The sequence below is a fragment of the Rhodopseudomonas sp. B29 genome (genome assembly GCF_000333455.1).
Taxonomy (GTDB): Bacteria; Pseudomonadota; Alphaproteobacteria; order Rhizobiales; family Xanthobacteraceae; genus Rhodopseudomonas.
In genome coordinates, this window is the sequence record NZ_BADD01000529.1 from 1 (window position 1) to 15716 (window position 15716).

At 64.8% G+C, this 15716-nt stretch carries 14 protein-coding genes, 1 tRNA gene and 1 pseudogene; 7 read left to right on the top strand and 9 right to left on the bottom strand.

Features of this window, described 5'->3' with window-relative positions; all coding sequences use genetic code 11:
• A pseudogene (locus tag I5M_RS18650) lies at positions 1–289 on the top strand (MBL fold metallo-hydrolase); the annotation flags it as partial.
• Positions 290–569: 280 nt separating this feature from the next.
• Here I5M_RS18650 and rpoH read toward each other — a convergent pair.
• On the bottom strand, positions 570–1469 hold the full coding sequence (gene rpoH, locus I5M_RS18655) for an RNA polymerase sigma factor RpoH (RefSeq protein ID WP_022722782.1): 900 nt from the start codon (positions 1467–1469) through the stop codon (positions 570–572).
• Positions 1470–1684: 215 nt separating this feature from the next.
• On the bottom strand, positions 1685–2686 hold the full coding sequence (locus tag I5M_RS18660) for an RluA family pseudouridine synthase (protein ID WP_031336984.1): 1002 nt from the start codon (positions 2684–2686) through the stop codon (positions 1685–1687).
• Between the two features lie 65 nt (positions 2687–2751).
• On the opposite strand from I5M_RS18660, the gene I5M_RS18665 reads away from it, so the two are divergent.
• The 3 genes from I5M_RS18665 to I5M_RS18675 all read left to right on the top strand — a co-directional run bounded on the left by I5M_RS18665 (position 2752) and on the right by I5M_RS18675 (position 4317).
• Positions 2752–3087 carry a hypothetical protein gene (locus I5M_RS18665; RefSeq protein ID WP_031336985.1) on the top strand — a complete coding sequence of 112 codons (336 nt, stop codon included), beginning with the start codon at positions 2752–2754 and terminating at the stop codon, positions 3085–3087.
• 259 nt (positions 3088–3346) lie between these two features.
• Positions 3347–3421 (top strand) — tRNA-Glu (locus I5M_RS18670).
• Positions 3422–3666: 245 nt separating this feature from the next.
• Complete coding sequence (locus I5M_RS18675) at positions 3667–4317, top strand: hypothetical protein (protein WP_022722784.1); 651 nt, start codon at positions 3667–3669, stop codon at positions 4315–4317.
• Positions 4318–4367: 50 nt separating this feature from the next.
• Here the strand turns inward: I5M_RS18675 and I5M_RS18680 are convergent, their stop codons facing one another.
• Both I5M_RS18680 and megL read right to left on the bottom strand, forming a co-directional pair.
• The gene (locus I5M_RS18680) at positions 4368–6842 is read right to left on the bottom strand and encodes a bifunctional diguanylate cyclase/phosphodiesterase (protein ID WP_244432049.1); all 2475 of its coding nucleotides are present in this window, start codon (positions 6840–6842) and stop codon (positions 4368–4370) included.
• Positions 6843–7129: 287 nt separating this feature from the next.
• Complete coding sequence (megL, locus tag I5M_RS18685) at positions 7130–8326, bottom strand: methionine gamma-lyase (protein WP_022722786.1); 1197 nt, start codon at positions 8324–8326, stop codon at positions 7130–7132.
• A gap of 109 nt (positions 8327–8435) precedes the next feature.
• Between megL and I5M_RS18690 the strand changes: the two genes are divergently transcribed.
• Positions 8436–8921 carry an Lrp/AsnC family transcriptional regulator gene (locus I5M_RS18690; protein ID WP_022722787.1) on the top strand — a complete coding sequence of 162 codons (486 nt, stop codon included), beginning with the start codon at positions 8436–8438 and terminating at the stop codon, positions 8919–8921.
• A gap of 2 nt (positions 8922–8923) precedes the next feature.
• Here I5M_RS18690 and trxC read toward each other — a convergent pair whose 3' ends face one another.
• The 3 genes from trxC to I5M_RS18705 form a co-directional block, all read right to left on the bottom strand.
• Positions 8924–9361 carry a thioredoxin TrxC gene (trxC, locus tag I5M_RS18695; protein WP_022722788.1) on the bottom strand — a complete coding sequence of 146 codons (438 nt, stop codon included), beginning with the start codon at positions 9359–9361 and terminating at the stop codon, positions 8924–8926.
• A 91-nt stretch (positions 9362–9452) separates the two neighbouring features.
• Positions 9453–10196: a sulfate transporter family protein gene (locus tag I5M_RS18700; protein WP_022722789.1), complete on the bottom strand. Its 744-nt coding sequence runs from the start codon at positions 10194–10196 to the stop codon at positions 9453–9455.
• Positions 10197–10274: 78 nt separating this feature from the next.
• A complete protein-coding gene (locus tag I5M_RS18705; RefSeq protein ID WP_022722790.1) occupies positions 10275–11885 on the bottom strand; it encodes a Na+/H+ antiporter in 1611 nt (536 codons plus the stop codon).
• Between the two features lie 283 nt (positions 11886–12168).
• On the opposite strand from I5M_RS18705, the gene I5M_RS18710 reads away from it, so the two are divergent.
• Positions 12169–13818, top strand: a complete 1650-nt coding sequence (locus tag I5M_RS18710; RefSeq protein WP_307706648.1) for a bifunctional diguanylate cyclase/phosphodiesterase — start codon at positions 12169–12171, stop codon at positions 13816–13818.
• On the opposite strand, the gene I5M_RS18715 is transcribed toward I5M_RS18710, so the two are convergent.
• Positions 13819–14502, bottom strand: a complete 684-nt coding sequence (locus I5M_RS18715; protein WP_022722792.1) for a DUF1345 domain-containing protein — start codon at positions 14500–14502, stop codon at positions 13819–13821. It abuts the gene before it with no gap.
• A 10-nt stretch (positions 14503–14512) separates the two neighbouring features.
• On the bottom strand, positions 14513–15439 hold the full coding sequence (locus I5M_RS18720; RefSeq protein ID WP_031336989.1) for a polyprenyl synthetase family protein: 927 nt from the start codon (positions 15437–15439) through the stop codon (positions 14513–14515).
• 97 nt (positions 15440–15536) lie between these two features.
• Here I5M_RS18720 and I5M_RS18725 point away from each other — a divergent pair.
• The coding region (locus tag I5M_RS18725; RefSeq protein WP_022722794.1) for a DUF1330 domain-containing protein at positions 15537–15716 on the top strand (180 nt) is incomplete at its 3' end.

Below are 15716 nucleotides of genomic sequence, written 5' to 3' on the forward strand. Positions count from 1 at the left end.
CATGTGCCACGACTACAAGGCGCCCGGCCGAGACAGCTACGCCTGGGAGACCACCGTACAGGCGCAGCGCGACGGCAATGTGCATCTGCGCGGCGGCGTCAGCGAAGACGCCTTCGTGGCGATGCGGACCGCGCGCGACGCAACGCTGAAGGCGCCGCTGCTGCTGCTACCGTCGATCCAGGTCAATATCCGCGCCGGCCGCTTCCCGAAGGCGGAGCAAAACGGCGTGCACTATCTGCTGTTGCCGGTGCGCCCGCGTCCTGGCGCGGAAGCCAGCCTGGGGCGCTAGCACACCCGATCACTGACGGCGCGCAGCGCTTTCCTCTCAACGGCGCACAGCGCTTCCTCACGATAGACGTCATCGCCCGGCTTGTCCGGGCGGCCCAGTATTCCAGAGCGGCTCTGATCAACTCACAATCGCCCTGCGATACTGGGTCGCCCGCTTTCGCGGGCGATGACGCCTGTTGAGCAGTTAGTCTCCACGACCCCACAAACAAAAACCCCGCCGGGATGCGGCGGGGTATCGTCTTGTTATCAGCAGTTCTCAGCAGGCTTGCGCCGGCCGCTGATCAGTGCGCGGCTTCCAGCGCCGCCTGCTCCTGGCGGGCGATGGTGCCCTTGACGGCGCTCTGCACCTTCTCGAACGCCCGCACCTCGATCTGGCGCACGCGCTCGCGCGACACGCCGAACTCGGCAGCGAGGTCTTCAAGCGTCATCGGCTCGTCGGCGAGGCGGCGCGCCTCGAAGATGCGCCGTTCGCGCGGGTTGAGCACGCCGATCGCACCATTCAGCGCTGCGCGGCGCTGGTCGAGCTCTTCGTGCTCGGCCATCAGGGCTTCCTGGCTCGGCGACTGGTCGACCAGCCAGTCCTGCCATTCGCCGGGCTCGCCGTCGTCGCGGATCGGAGCGTTGAGCGACGCGTCGCCGCCGAGGCGGCGGTTCATGTCGATCACGTCCTGCTCGCCGACGCCGAGGCGGCTGGCGATCAGCTTGACCTGGTCGGGGTGCATATCACCCTCGTCCAGCGCCGAAATCTTGCTCTTCGCCTTGCGCAGGTTGAAGAACAGCTTCTTTTGGTTCGCGGTGGTGCCCATCTTCACGAGCGACCACGAACGCAGGATGTACTCTTGAATCGACGCCTTGATCCACCACATCGCGTAGGTGGCGAGGCGGAAGCCCTTCTCGGGCTCGAACCGCTTCACCGCCTGCATCAGGCCGACGTTACCTTCCGAGACGACCTCGGAGATCGGCAGGCCATAACCGCGGTAGCCCATCGCGATCTTGGCGACGAGCCGCAAGTGGCTGGTGACGAGTTGGTGGGCGGCGTCGCGGTCGCCATGTTCGCGCCAGCGCTTGGCGAACATGTACTCCTGCTCGGGTTCGAGCATCGGAAACTTGCGAATTTCCGCAAGGTAACGCGCGAGGCCGGATTCTCCATTGAGAACCGGAAGCGTAGCTGCACGGGCCATCAGCGCCCTCCATGTTTGTTCAGGCCCCCTTGGGGCGGCCAGGCAGACGGTCGCTGTTTCAAAGCCGACCGCGCTGCGATGTTCCCGCGTCGGGACATCCGACGCACTTGCAATATACACGAGGTTAGTCGCATCAGACGAGTTACGGTCTCGTCACGTCGCTGTTACGCGGCAACAACGGCTTGAAAGGATTTATTTTTTCTGACCCGGCTGCGTCATTCCGCCGCTTCCAAAGCGGCTTTCAGGGCTTGCATGTCACCCGGAAGCGGCGACGTCCACTCCATTACCTCGCCGGTCGAGGGGTGCTCCAGCACCAGCAGATAGGCGTGCAGCGCCTGCCGGCCGAGGTCCTGCAGGGCCGCCTTGGCGGCGGGCCGCAGCTGGCTGACCTTGGTCTTGAAGTGCGGCCCGTAGACGTCGTCGCCGAGCAGCGGGTGGCCCAAATGGGCGAGATGGACGCGGATCTGGTGGGTCCGCCCGGTCTCGAGCTGGCAGGCGATCAGGGAAACGACCTCGCCGCCGCTGCGGCCGGTGAACGTCTCCTGGACCTCCCAATGGGTGATGGCCTCGCGGCCGCCTTCGCGCACCGCCATCTTCTCGCGGGCATAGGGATGGCGGTCGATCGGCGCCTCGATGGTGCCACGGACCCGGCTCGGCACGCCCCAGACGAACGCCATATAGCCGCGGCGCAGCTCGCCGGTGCGGCCGTGGTCGGCGAACTGCGCGCTCAAGGATTGGTGCGCCCGATCATTCTTTGCCACCACCATCAGCCCGGTGGTGTCCTTGTCGAGCCGGTGGACGATGCCGGGCCGCCGCACCCCGCCGATCCCGGACAAAGACGCCCCGCAATGCGCGATCAGGGCGTTGACCAGCGTGCCGGTCTCGTGGCCCGCCGCCGGGTGAACCACCAGGCCGCGTGGCTTGTCGAGCACGATGATGTCGGCGTCTTCGTAGACGATATCGAGCGCGATCTCCTCGCCCAGCGGCTCCGGCGCCACCGGGGGCGGCAGCTCGATTGTGATCGTCTCGCCGGAGGTCGTGTGATAAGCGGGGTCGCGGACGGCGCCGCCCGCGATCGCCACCCGGCCATCGAGGATCAGCGCCTTCAGCCGCGACCGGGACAATTCAGGGCAGCGCGCCGCCAGCACGCGGTCGAGCCGCACCGAGCCTTCGTCGCCCGCGACCGTCACCTGCCTGAGTTCTGCCGTCTCGTTCACTGTGTTCGCCTTCCGCCCCCGCCGCTTCACCGAGCGCGGGCCGTTCAGAGCCTCAAGAGCCTTGCATGACCGACACCGCCGCGCCCGAACCGACCCCCGAACAGGCCGCGCTGTTTGCGCGGGTGCGGCGGATGATGCTGATCGCGGGCCTGACCACCACGCTGGCGGTCGCCGCCGTGCTGATCGCCATCGGCTATCGGCTTTTCCGCGCCGAGGGAAGCACCCAGGTCGCCGCCGAGCAGACCCTGCGCCTGCCAAAGGGTGCAAAAGTGGTCTCAACCGCCGCCGCCGGCGACCACCTCCTGATCACCCTCGACATCGCCGGCGCCACCGAAATCCGCAGCTTCGACGCCAAGACGCTGAAGCCGACGGGAAGGCTGACGTTTGCGAGCGAGCCGTAGGCAATTCCGGTTCTTCGCCGAAGGCACACGCTGGCGTCTTTTGGCGCTGAGCTCCCCCACCCCGTCATGGCCGGGCTTGACCCGGCTATCCACGGCTACCGCCGCAGCCGTCGTTTCGAAGGATGGATGCCCGGGCCTTCGCCGCGCCGAAGCGGCTTCGGCCGCGCAGGCGGATCCAGCCCGGGCATGACGACGCCGGAAAAGGCAACGCCGCGACCTTGCGGCGAAGCCGTTTCGCCGCTATTGCTCTGCCCCTCACGCTCCCTTCGTCTAGCGGTTAGGACGCGGCCCTCTCAAGGCTGAAACAGGGGTTCGATTCCCCTAGGGAGCGCCAGAGCTAACAGCGGTGATCTTCAGAACCCAAATTGGAGATTACAGTTCGTATCGCTTTTATTGCGCTACCCGAATAATTCTCTCATCTGTTTCACATCGTCCTTCAGAGTTTGACGGATTATTGTGTCGCCTGCGGAATCTGAGCGCGTTTTCTAGCGCGATCGCTTGAGCCGGAGCCGCAAACGGAAAATGTGTTATTACTTAAGAAGCACAACTGCGTGTTGCATCAAAGATGAATAATATTGGATGGTCGATTTGTCCGACTTCTGGACCTCGGATACTGCCAAGGTTGCGCTCGGAGGCGTCATTGCTGTGACTGGGCAGCTGATGACAACCCTCCTTGCGTGGCTAAAAGAGGCTCGTTTTGCCGCCAAAAAGAAGCAAGAAGATGCCGAGTACCTCGCCATGCGACTCGTGCTCATCTTGGATACCTTAGTGTCCGCTTGCTACAAGGCAGTCTACGACCCTCTTCAGCCTGATAGTGACGGGTACCAGGAAAGCACTGTGCCCGATCCAACGCTTACCCTCCCAGAGGGAGACTACAAAGCGCTTCCCCGTAGACTGATGTACGAGATACTCTCGATACCGAACAAGCTTGAAGGCATTAAAGAAGGGCTAGCTGCTACAGCAGAAGATTCGTATCCTCCTGACTTTTTCGAGTACTATGAGTATAGGGAAGAACACTATTCGCGACTCGGCCTTAAAGGCTTAGAATTAGTCGATACACTCTGCCAGCAATATAAGATTCCACCTCCGGAGAGACCCGAGCATTACACTCCGAGAGCCTCCTTCAATGAAATGATAGCGAAAATAGAAACGGTGCAGCGCAAACGGATGGAGCGCAACAAAGAGACAGCTGCGGCTTTCTTCGCGTCTCAACCCTCACAAATCTCTTGAGGATAGGTGGCGGTTAGATGGTCCGCCGATAAGGAGCGGGTTCAGGCTGCCTAAATCTCGTACGAACACACCTCCAACCCAGGCCACTCCCTCATCATCTCGGCTTCCCGCTCAATCCCCGCCGCCACCACCACCGCCTGCTCCGCCCCAACCGGCCTCGCAAACACATACCCCTGCACGAAATCGCAATCGAACGCCTTCAGCCACTCGATCTCTTCGGCCAATTCGGCGCCTTCGGCCACCACGCTCATGCCGAGGCCGTGCGACAGAGCGATGATACCGCCGAGGAGTTTGCGCTTCTCCGGCACGGTGGCGATGCCGTCGACGAAGCTGCGGTCGATCTTGAGGCAGTTGAACGGCAGGCGCGTCAGGTAACCGAGCGACGAGTAGCCGGATCCGAAATCGTCGAGCGCAAGCTGGATGCCGAGCTTCGACAGCGCCGCCAGCGTGGTGCTGACTTTCTGCTTGGTGTGATCGACGAACAGGCTTTCGGTCAGCTCCAGGCAGAGCAGCTCGGCAGGCAAGCCGGTATCGGCCAACACCGCTGATACGACCTTCTCGAAATCGCCGTTCCAGATCTGCGCCGGGGAGACGTTCACCGACATCGATCGCGGCGGCAGCCCCGCGTCGAGCCAGCGGCGCATCTGCTGGCAGGCGTCGCGCAGCACCCAGTGGCCGAGATCGACGATGAGGCCGGTGCTTTCGGCGATCGGAATGAACTCCGAGGGTGAGATCGGTCCGCGGACAGGATGGCTCCAGCGCAGCAGCGCCTCAAAGCCGACGACGCGGCCGGTCTTGAGATCAATCTGCGGCTGGTAGTGCGTCTCGAGGCCACCGGTCTCGACCGCGTGGCGCAGGCGCCGGCCGATATCGAGCTTCTGATCGACCGCCTCGGCGTAAGCGGGCTCGAACAGCTGCGCGCGGCCGCGGCCGCCTTCCTTGGCCATGTAGAGCGCCAGGTCGGCGTTGCGCGACGCTTTCTCGGCGGTCGCGCCGTGCTCCGGCAGAATCGCGATGCCGATGGTGGCGCCGATGCAGGCCTCGCCCTCGGCGAGTTCGACCGGAACGGATAGTTTGGCGACCAGGCGATTAGCCACTGCGATCGGCGATTCGGCAGCGCTGCTCGGGCTATTGGTCAGCACCGCAAATTCGTCGCCACCGATCCGGGCGATGAAGGCTTGCGGATCGAGCTCCTGCCTCAGGATTTTGGCCACGTGAATCAGCAGCGCGTCGCCGGTCGAATGCCCCAGCGAGTCGTTGACATCCTTGAAGCGATCGAGGTCGATCAGGTACAGCGCGGTTTGGCCCTCTTCCGCGAAGTCGCTCTCGAACAGGCTGGCGAGCCGGCGCTTGAACAAAGCGCGATTGGCGAGCCCGGTCAGAGGATCGGTGTAAGCGAGCTGCTCGAGCCGGCGCTCGGCTTCCTTGCGATCGGTGACGTCCTGCGCGGTGCCGATGAGGCCGACGATCTTGCCGTTGACGGCTTCGGCCTTGCAGATGATGGCGAGGTCGCGCGGCGTGCCGTCGCTACGCCGAATCCGGATGTCCGTGGCTTCCGTGTTGCTGCTGCGCAGGACGCGGATCTGCATCTTCAGAAGACGTTCGGCGTGATCGTCCAGGAAGAAGTGCTTTGTATTGTCGAAGGTCGGATCGAACGCATCCGGCGCATGGCCGAGCAGTTGATACAGTTCGGGCGACCACACAGTTCGGCCGGTTGCCAGCTGATGATGCCAGGTCCCTATTCGGCCGAGCCGATGCGCGTCTTCGAGTGCGCGCGTCCGTTGCTCGAGCAAGGCACGTGCGACTTGGAGCTGGGTGATATCGCTCGACGTGCCGCGATACCCTAAGAACGTGCCGTCATCGGCAAAGATCGGCTTGCCGCTGGTGCTGATACTGATCCGGGAGCCGTCGTCGCCGACCGAGGTGTAGACGAAGTCGCGGAACGGCCGATGGGCTTCCATGTCGGCTCGGTGCGCCGCCATCGCGTCTTGCTCTTCGGGCGCGTAGGACAGCTCCCATCGCGCCTTGCCGCCCGAAGCGACCGTCTGCAAGGCCGCGTTGCCATCGAGGTCTTTGGGATAGGGCAGCAGCCGATGCTCGCGGTCGGATTCCCAGCACCAGTCCGAAGCGGTGCCGACGAAATCCGCCAGACGCTGCTCGCTCTCCGCCAATAGCTGCAGAGCGGACGCTTCCGCCGTAATGTCCCGAACGATGCCGAACACCCTGCGCACCCGACCGCTCGCATCGCATTCGGCTTCACCGTGCACGATGCAGTCGATCTGATGGCCGTCGGATGTAAAGAACTTGGTCTCGACCGCGAACGGCCGCCCCTCGGACCAGCACGCCGCATAGTGGGCTTGCAAAGCCTTGCGGCTCTCGGCGAACTGAAGGTCGCGCATCGCGGCGGTCGGCTGTGCGCCATCGGGTGTTTCAACGTCGAAGAAGGCCGCGAACTCCGGCGACATCCAGAAGTCCGTCGCCGCGGCGCTGAAGGATTCCCAATACGCGACGCGAGCCATCTTCATGGCGCGACGCAGCGACTCCTGTTGATGCCACCCTCGCGCTTCTCGTGGGTACGGCTGCCGCAATGACACTCCACGAACGGCCATGTTCCCCACCACACCGAACGCACACAATGAGCCAGTCTGCTTCGTAACATGCCGGAGCGAACCAACTGCTTGACAAGTTTCGACGCAAGCAGAGTGAAGTTGATCTTGGTATAATTTGAATGAAGCCGGGCGGGGAACTCTGGTGCAGAACTCGATTGAAACTTCGACGTTACTCGGGGCGATGCGATGCCTCTGAAGTTCCATCAGTCTTGTGTGGTCAGTGCTCCCAGCAAATCCGCTCGCAAATCCTCATAGTCTTCAAGTCCGACCGAGATCCGGATCAGCCCGTCGGTGAATCCGTGCCGCGCGCGTTCGGCAGGATCGTAGGTCGCGTGCGTCATGCTGGCCGGATGCTGGATCAGCGTCTCGGCGTCGCCGAGGCTCACCGCACGCGTCGCTAATTTCACGTTGTCCATGAAGCTGCGGCCGGCTGCTAATCCACCCTTCAGTTCGAGCGCGATCATGCCGCCGGGCTGGCGCATCTGCCGCTGCGCCAAAGCGCGCTGCGGATGACTGGCGAGGCCGGGGTAGTACACGGCGGCGACGGCCGGATGGGCTTCGAGATCGTGCGCGAGCCTTAGAGCCGTGGCGCTGTGGCGGTCCATGCGCAGATTCAGCGTCTTCAGCCCGCGCAGGATCAGGAAGGCGTCGAACGCCGAGATGCAGGCGCCGTTCATCTCCTTGACGCCGACGAAGCGGAGCTGATCGATGATCTCCTTCGCACCCACCACCGCGCCGGCCAAGAGATCGCCGTGGCCGCCGAGATACTTGGTCGCCGAATGGGTGACGAGGTCGGCGCCGAGCTCGAGCGGGCGCTGCAGATACGGCGTGCAATAGGTGTTGTCGACGACCAGGCGGATGCCGGCGCGGCGGCAGATCTCGGCGCAGGCGGCGATGTCGACCAGCCGCATGTTCGGATTGGTCGGCGTCTCGGTGAACACCAACCTGGTGTTGGGCCGCAGCGCGGCCTGCAGATTGGCCGGATCGGTGAGATCGGCGAACACCACTTCGATGCCAAAGCGCGGCAGATGGTGTTCGAACAGACCGAAGGTGCAGCCATACAGCATCTTGTCGGCGACGATGCCGTCGCCGGCGCGCAGCAGCGTCCAGATCAGCGCGGTGAGCGCGCCGACGCCCGACGAGGTGGCCAGCGCGGCCTCGCCGCCCTCCAGCGCGGCGAGCCGGCTTTCCAGCACCGCCACGGTCGGATTGCCGACACGCGAATAGACGAAGCCCTCGGCCTCGCCGGCAAACCGCGCCGCGCCCTCAGCTGCGCTGGCGAACGCATAGGTCGAGGTCAGAAACAGCGGCGGGTTGAGCGCGCCGTGATGCGCCAGCGGATCATAGCCGTGGTGGATCGCGGTGGTGGCAAAGCTGGGCGGGCAAGCAGACTCGGTCATGGGCGGGCTCCTTTGTGCCCAATATGACCCAAAGTCGGCCGCCAGACTTGCCAATCATGCCACTTTTTGCCTTTCGATTGGCAATCTTCATCATTATGCTGCGCAGCATATGACCAATCCTGCCAAAATCGCCCTGGATGCGATCGACCTCAGAATCCTCGCCGAGCTGCAGGCCGACGCGCGGATTCCCAACATCGTGTTGGCCGAGAAGGTCGGGCTGTCGCCGTCACCATGCTCGCGGCGGGTCAAGCTGCTGGAGCAGGCCGGCGTGCTGGCGAGCTATCGGGCGTTGGTGGATCGCGCCGCGGTCGGGCTGGCGGTGACGGCGTTCGCCGGCATCCGGGTCGAGCGGCATTCGCGCGACAATGCCGAGAGCTTCATCGCCGCGGTGCAGACCATGCCGGAAGTGATCGCCTGCCATCTGGTGTCGGGCGACAGCGACTTCCTGCTCGAAGTGGTGGTGCCGGATATCGCCAGCTACGAGGCGACCGTGCTGCGCGGCCTGCTGGCGCTGCCGACGGTGCGCGACATCCGAACCTCGTTCGCGATGCGCAGCTACAAGCTCGACGGTCCGCTGCCGCTGCGATCGGCTTAAACCTATGCCGGCAGATGCTGCCGCACCCAGCGCACGATCTGCTGCGCCGGCATCGCACCCGAAGTCCGCGCCCGCTCGCGGCCGTTCTCGAACAGGATCATGGTCGGGATGCCCTGAATGCCGAGGCGGGCGGCGATCTGCTGCTCGTTGTCGGAGTTGAGCTTGATCAGCCGCACCTGCGGCTCTAGCTCGCGCGCGGCCTGCTCGTAGGCCGGCGCCATCGCCCGGCACGGCCCGCACCACGGCGCCCAGACATCGACCAGCACCGGCACGCTGCTGCGCGCCAGCTGCTTGTCGAACAGCTCGCCGCCAACGTCCGCCGCATGGCCTTCGAACAGCTTAGCGCCGCACTTGCCGCATTTGCCGTCCAGCGCCGTTCGCTGCTCCGGCAGCCGGTTGACGCCGCCGCAATGCGTACACACCACGTGACGATCGGACATCTTCGCCTCCTTGATGGTGGAAGATGGATGTAAGTGCTGATGGCTTAGTTGCGAGTCCGCGCGCGGCGAACACCGCACGTGGAGGTCTGTGTCAGCCGATCACCCGGCGCCGCTCCGGCGCCAGGATTTCCGGCCGCGGTCCGGACAGGCGTTTGTGCAGGTGGACCATGAAGGCCATGCCGAACAAAGGCGTCGCCAGATTGACGATCGGGATCGACACGAAAGCGGCGATGATCAGGCCGCCGATGAACACCGTGGTGGCGTTGTCGCGGCGCAGGGCCTTGGCTTCCTCCACAGGTCGGAAGCGCATCGCGGCGAGGTCGAAATACTCACGGCCGAGCAGCCAGGCGGTGGCGACGAAGAACACCACGAAGCCGAAGCCGGCGAACAGCAGGAACGGCAGCGCAACCAGATACACCACGATAGTGAGCAGGGCGGCCTTGACGGTCTCCCACATCGCCAGGCCGAACGGCAAAGCGACGCCGGGCGGCTCGTCCGGATAATACTCGCGCTCGACATGCTCGGCCGCCTCGTCGACGAAGATGCCGGCGACCAGCGACGTCACCGCCGGCATCAGAAACACCGCGCCGACCACGATGCCGAGCCCGGCGGCGATCGACAACGTCCACGACAAAACGACGAGCGGGGTGTGAAAGCCGCCGAGCGTGGTTTCGGCCCAGACTTCGCTGGAGCCGGCGAGCCAGCTCATCAGCCGCTGCAGTCCGATGGCCGCCACCGCGATCAGCGCCAAGGCGTAGCCGATCGACCGCCACAGGATGGAGCGCATCGGCGGCGACAGGATCTGGGTCAGCGCCTTGATGGCGGCGTCGAGCATGGGGGCCCCCGGGTTTGTTCCTCGGCAGGAGGTAGAGCCCGTGGCGCCGTTCGGCAAGAGCCGCGCCCGATCACCGCGTCACAGCGGTCCGGTACGGTCGACGCCGTGATTGGCCAGGCTGGCTTCTTCAAGGTCGAGATCGCGCTCGATGCGGCGGCGGGCCTCGTCAGTGATCGCACCGTGGCGAAGCTGAGCATGGATGAAGCGCCGTTCTGCAGCGATCAGCTCCCGGACAAGACTGATGCTTTCTTCCGTCTGCTGGCGGGCCTCGTCATCGAGCGGATCGGGCAGCAGGCTGGCGCGGATTTCGTGACGCGACTTGAGCATCCCCACCAGACCATCGGACAGGTCGCGATCCTTGGTGATCGCGTCGAATGATCGCATCGCCGCGCCGAGCGCCTCGCGTCGTGCCGCGATCTCTCGTTCTCGCTCGGTGCGATGCTCTGTCAGTGCGTCGCAGTTGACGCCGAGCAGGGTGACTACCGTGGGCAGCGTCAGGCCAAGGCCGACCAACGTGATCAGGATGACGCCAAAGGCGACGAATTGAATCAGATCGCGGTCCGGAAAGCCTTCGCCGCCGGGCAGCGCATAAGGCAGCGCCAGTGCGGTGGCGAGCGACACCGCGCCGCGCACGCCGGTGAAGCCGACGACGAACGTGGCGCGCCACGACGGACGCGGCTCGCGCTTGCGGATGCGCTTGCTGACCAGCCGCGGCAGATAGGTCGCCGGGTAGACCCAGAGAAACCGCGCCGCGATCATGATAGCCGCCACCACAAGCGTGGCGGTCAGGATTTCGGTGGCCGGAAACGCCTTCGACTTCTCCCACAGCGCCCGCATCTGGAAGCCGGTGAGCAGGAACAGCATCCCCTCGATCAGATAGATTACCAAATCCCAGAAGAAGATGCCCTGCAGCCGTGTCGCCGCGGAGATCAACAGCGGACCATTCCAGGAAATATAGAGGCCGCAGGCGACGGTGGCGATGACACCGGAGCCGCCGAGATGTTCGGGAATCCAGTAGGCAAGGTAGGGCGTCAGCAGAGACAGCGTGATTTCGATCTGCGGATCACGCACCAGATGCCGGGCCCGCAGGCTGAGCCAGCCGATCGCGATGCCGAACGCCAGTTCGCCCGCCATGATGGCCGCAAACGTGCCGGCCGCTTTCGGCAGTGAGAACGCGCCGGTCATCACCGCGGCAACGGCAAAACGATACAAGATCAGCGCGGTCGCATCGTTGGCGAGGCCTTCGCCTTCGAGGATCACCAGGATGCGCCGCGGCAGCCCGATGCGGCGCGCGATGGCGAGCGGCGCCACGACATCCGGCGGCGCCACGATGGCGCCGAGCAGAAAGCCAATATTCCACGGCAGCCCGAGCAGATAGTGACACGCAGCCGCCACCGCACAGGCGGTGAAGATCACGCAGCCGATCGCCAGCATGCCGATCGCTCGCAGGTTGAAGCGGAACTCGCGCCAGCTCATCGCCACCGCGGCGGAATAGATCAGCGGCGGCAGTACCAGGAGCAGCACGAGTTCGGGCGGCAGCTGGAATGGCGGCATGCCGGGAATGAACGCCAGCACGATGCCACTGATCAGTAGCAGGATGGCGGGCGCTACGTTCACCCGGCGCGCGATCAGCGCCGCGACCGCGAGTACCGCCAGCAGGATCAGAAAGATCTGGAATTTGGCTTCCACGGCGGCGGCTGTCTTCCGTCAGTTGGGCCTCCTGCTTGGAGGGAGCTGACTGGGAGGTCAAGCCGTACCGCTGGCGCCAATACGAAAGCACCGCAGGCGCTGAGCAGCGGACGGTACGATGCTAGGATTGCGCGAAATGCGCTAAGGACAGATTTACCGTCCTTGGGAACCGGATCAATTAGTTATGCTTTTGGCAACAGATCGATCCTTCTAATCCCTGATCATGGGAATAGGCTCCTTCGCTCGCTCGACCGAGATTGGCCCGATCGCTACGGCCGCGGCTTTGCCAAGCAGCGGCCAACAGGCGGCTGCCGCGACGGCTGAACGCGGCCGCGAACTGACGCTCGCGGCCTTCATGAATGTCGAAGTCGCCCTGGCAATGATCGGCCCGGACGGAACGATACATCTCAGCAATCCGGTGTTCGACCGGGCCTTCGGCATGCTGCCGCCTGACGAATTGCAGCAGCAACTGCAAATCGAGGCATGGCGACGCGGCGGCGATGATCCGGGCGAAGTGACGCTGCCGGACGGCCGCACCTTCGCGCTGCGACTGAGGCGGCTCGGGCAAGATTGCTTCGTCCGTGCACAGGACATCACCGACCAGGTCGCGAGCCTCGCCCACCAGGCCCAGCTGGCACGCACCGACCGGCTGACCGAACTCGGCAACCGCCTGATGTTCTGCGAGCGACTGGAGGCGCTGCTGCGCGGCGACGGCGAGGTCAGTGCCCGCGCGGTTCTGACGATCGACCTCAATCGTTTCAAGGCGATCAACGACACGCTCGGCCGCGAAATCGGCGACGCGCTGCTCGGCCTGGTGGCCAAGCGCATCCGGTCGGCCGTAACGCAGGACGACGTGGTCGCCCGGCTCGACAGCGACGAGTTCGGCATCATCCAGACCGGGACCGGGCCGCAGCCGGAGACGGCGACATCGCAGGCCAAGCGGCTGGTCGATCTGCTGAGCCGGCCGTATCTGGTGGAAGGCCAATTGATCAATGTCGGAGCCGCCGTCGGCATCGCGCTGCCGGGTGACCAGGACACCGATCCGGACGTAGTGATCAAGAATGCCGACATCGCCCTGAACCGCGCCAAGCAGGAGCGCCATGCCGGCTACCGCGTGTTCGAATCCCAGATGGACGTGACCATGCGGGCACGGCGCATGCTGGAGACCGACCTCCGCCGTGCACTGGCGCTGCGCGAATTCGCGCTGGTCTATCAGCCGCAATTCGACCTGGCGACGCGCCGTATCGTCGGCTTCGAGGCGCTGCTGCGTTGGCATTCTCCGACACGCGGGGCCGTCTCGCCGCTGGATTTCATCCCGCTCACCGAAGAGACCGGCATGATCGGCCCGATCGGCGACTGGGTGCTGCGCACCGCCTGCCGCGAGGCCGCGAATTGGCCCGACGACATCTCGGTCGCGGTGAATATCTCGGCGGTGCAGTTCGAAAATCGCGGGCTGCTGACGACGATCGTCTCGGCGCTGGCCGAAAGCGGCCTGGAACCGCGCCGGCTCGAGCTCGAGATCACCGAAAGCGTGATGCTCGATGCCCATGGCACCGCGCTCGGCCTGCTGCAGCAACTCCGCGCGATCGGGGTGCGGGTGTCGCTCGACGATTTCGGCACCGGCTACTCGTCGCTCGGCTATCTGCGCAGCTTCCCGTTCGACAAGATCAAGATCGATCAGTCGTTCGTGCGCGACACAAACAACGATCGCTCCAGTCGCGCCATTGTCCGCGCCATCGCGGCGCTGGGCCACAATCTGGGCATGACGACCGTAGCCGAAGGTGTCGAAACCGAAGAACAGATGACCCGCGTTACCGAGGACGGCTGTACGGAAATCCAGGGCTATCTGATCAGCAGGCCGCTGCCGGCCGACCAGATCGGCCCATTCCTCGCCAATCAGGATGCGGCCGCGACTCGGACGGCGGCCGAGTAGTCAGATCGCGCCGGCCGCGATGTTCACCATCAGCGCCACGAGCGCCGTGTTGTAGACGAACGACGCGACGCCGTGCGCAGTGGCGGTGCGGCGGATGGTCTTGTCGGTGATCCCGACGTCGGACACTTGCGCGGTCATGCCTATGACGAACGAGAAATACACGAAGTCCCAGTAATCCGGCCGCTCCTTGTTGTCGCCCGGAAACTGCAGACCGCCCTCGGTGCCGCCGCGATAGTACTCGTGCGCATAGTGGAGCGCGAAGGTGGTGTGAACCGCCGCCCAGGACAGCGCAATGGTTATGGTGGCGAGCGCGAGCTCGCTCGCGCCGCGATGCTCGACGCCGAGTTCGGAGACGATGGCGGCGATCGAAGCAAAGGCGCCGACGGCCGTCACCATCAGGATCAGAAACCGTCCGTCATCCTGCAGCACCGCGTTGCGCCGGATGTAGTCGATGCCACATCGCGCCATCATCACGAAGGCGAGCAGCAGATAGGCGACGACGGATACGTCCCAGGCGATCAGCACTCGCGTGACCGGACGCATCGAGCCCGGCAGCAGCGCGGCGACGCCGAGGCCGAGCAGAATCGAGATGAACAACCTGGGCCGCGAATACACCACCCGGATCGCACGCGGCAGGCGCCGAAAGCGTTGCAGGTGGCTGTCTTCGATCCCGCGATCGTCCATCCGGCGATGATCAGTTCTTGCGTTCGGCGACGAACCGCGCGGCGGCGCGCAGCACATCGCCGCGAGCCCCGAACGGCGCCAGCGCCTCGTCGGCGCGGGCGATGAGATCGCGCACTCGCTGCTTGGCGCCGTCGATGCCGAGCTGGGTGACGAACGTGGTCTTGCCGAGCGCCGCATCGGCACCGGCCGGCTTGCCGAGCGCTTCGGCGTCGCCTTCGACGTCGAGCAGATCGTCGGCGATCTGGAAGGCTTCGCCGAGCGCGCGGCCGTAATCATCGAGCGCGCGATATTGGTCAGCCGACGCCTGGCCCAGGATGGCGCCGGCAATGCAGCCGTAGCGCAGCAGCGCACCCGTCTTCATCTGCTGCAGCCGCGCCACGTCGACCGGCTCGCGGTCGCCGAAGCGGCCTTCACCGGCGAGATCGAGCATCTGACCGCCGACCATGCCGCCGAGCCCGGCGCAGCGCGCCAGCGTCCGCGTCAGCATCAGCCGCACCGTCGGATCGGAGTGGACCTCGTCGCGGGTGACGATGTCGAACGCCAGCGTCAGCAGCGCGTCGCCCGCCAGGATGGCGGTGGCGTCGTCGTAGGCCTTGTGCAGAGTCGGGCGGCCACGGCGGAGATCGGAATTGTCCATCGCCGGCAGATCGTCGTGGATCAGCGAATAACAATGGATGCATTCCAGCGCGGCGCCGACCAGCAGCGCCGCCGAGCGATCGATGCCGAACACCGCCGCGCTCTCGACCGTCAGAAACGGCCGCAGCCGCTTGCCGCCGCCCAGAGTGGAGTAACGGATCGCTTCCATCAGCCGGCGGGGACGGGCGATCTCGTCTGTCAGCAATTCGTCGGACAGGAGCTTGCCGAGCAGGGTCTCGGTATCTTCGGCGGTCGCGTCAAGCCGCTTGGAAAAATCGATCGTGGACGTGCCGGTGGCCATTCGGAAGTGCTCCAGATAAAGTTGGCCGGACCATTTCATCATGGCACCGGCTTCGTCAATTCGGCGCTCGCAGCGCCGGGCCGGACGAGGGGGATAGATGCCGGCTTACGCGATCTTCGATGTCGAGATTCACGACATGTCGCGCTATCAGCGGTTCATGGCTGAGGTGAAGCCGGCATTGGAAGCCGTCGGAGCGCGCTATCTGGCCCGCGGCGGAACCCACCGGGTGCACAAGGGGGACTGGATGCCGCCCCGCATCGTGCTGCTGGAATCCCGT

Excerpts from the sequence above, each read along its gene's own strand:
- rpoH (WP_022722782.1), bottom strand. The coding sequence starts at position 1,469 with ATGGCCCGTGCAGCTACGCTTCCGGTTCTCAATGGAGAATCCGGCCTC.
- I5M_RS18665 (WP_031336985.1), top strand. The coding sequence starts at position 2,752 with ATGACCGACACCGCCGCGCCCGAACCGACCCCCGAACAGGCCGCGCTG.
- I5M_RS18675 (WP_022722784.1), top strand. The coding sequence starts at position 3,667 with ATGGTCGATTTGTCCGACTTCTGGACCTCGGATACTGCCAAGGTTGCG.
- I5M_RS18680 (WP_244432049.1), bottom strand. The coding sequence starts at position 6,842 with ATGAAGATGGCTCGCGTCGCGTATTGGGAATCCTTCAGCGCCGCGGCG.
- megL (WP_022722786.1), bottom strand. The coding sequence starts at position 8,326 with ATGACCGAGTCTGCTTGCCCGCCCAGCTTTGCCACCACCGCGATCCAC.
- I5M_RS18690 (WP_022722787.1), top strand. The coding sequence starts at position 8,436 with ATGACCAATCCTGCCAAAATCGCCCTGGATGCGATCGACCTCAGAATC.
- trxC (WP_022722788.1), bottom strand. The coding sequence starts at position 9,361 with ATGTCCGATCGTCACGTGGTGTGTACGCATTGCGGCGGCGTCAACCGG.
- I5M_RS18700 (WP_022722789.1), bottom strand. The coding sequence starts at position 10,196 with ATGCTCGACGCCGCCATCAAGGCGCTGACCCAGATCCTGTCGCCGCCG.
- I5M_RS18715 (WP_022722792.1), bottom strand. The coding sequence starts at position 14,502 with ATGGACGATCGCGGGATCGAAGACAGCCACCTGCAACGCTTTCGGCGC.
- I5M_RS18720 (WP_031336989.1), bottom strand. The coding sequence starts at position 15,439 with ATGGCCACCGGCACGTCCACGATCGATTTTTCCAAGCGGCTTGACGCG.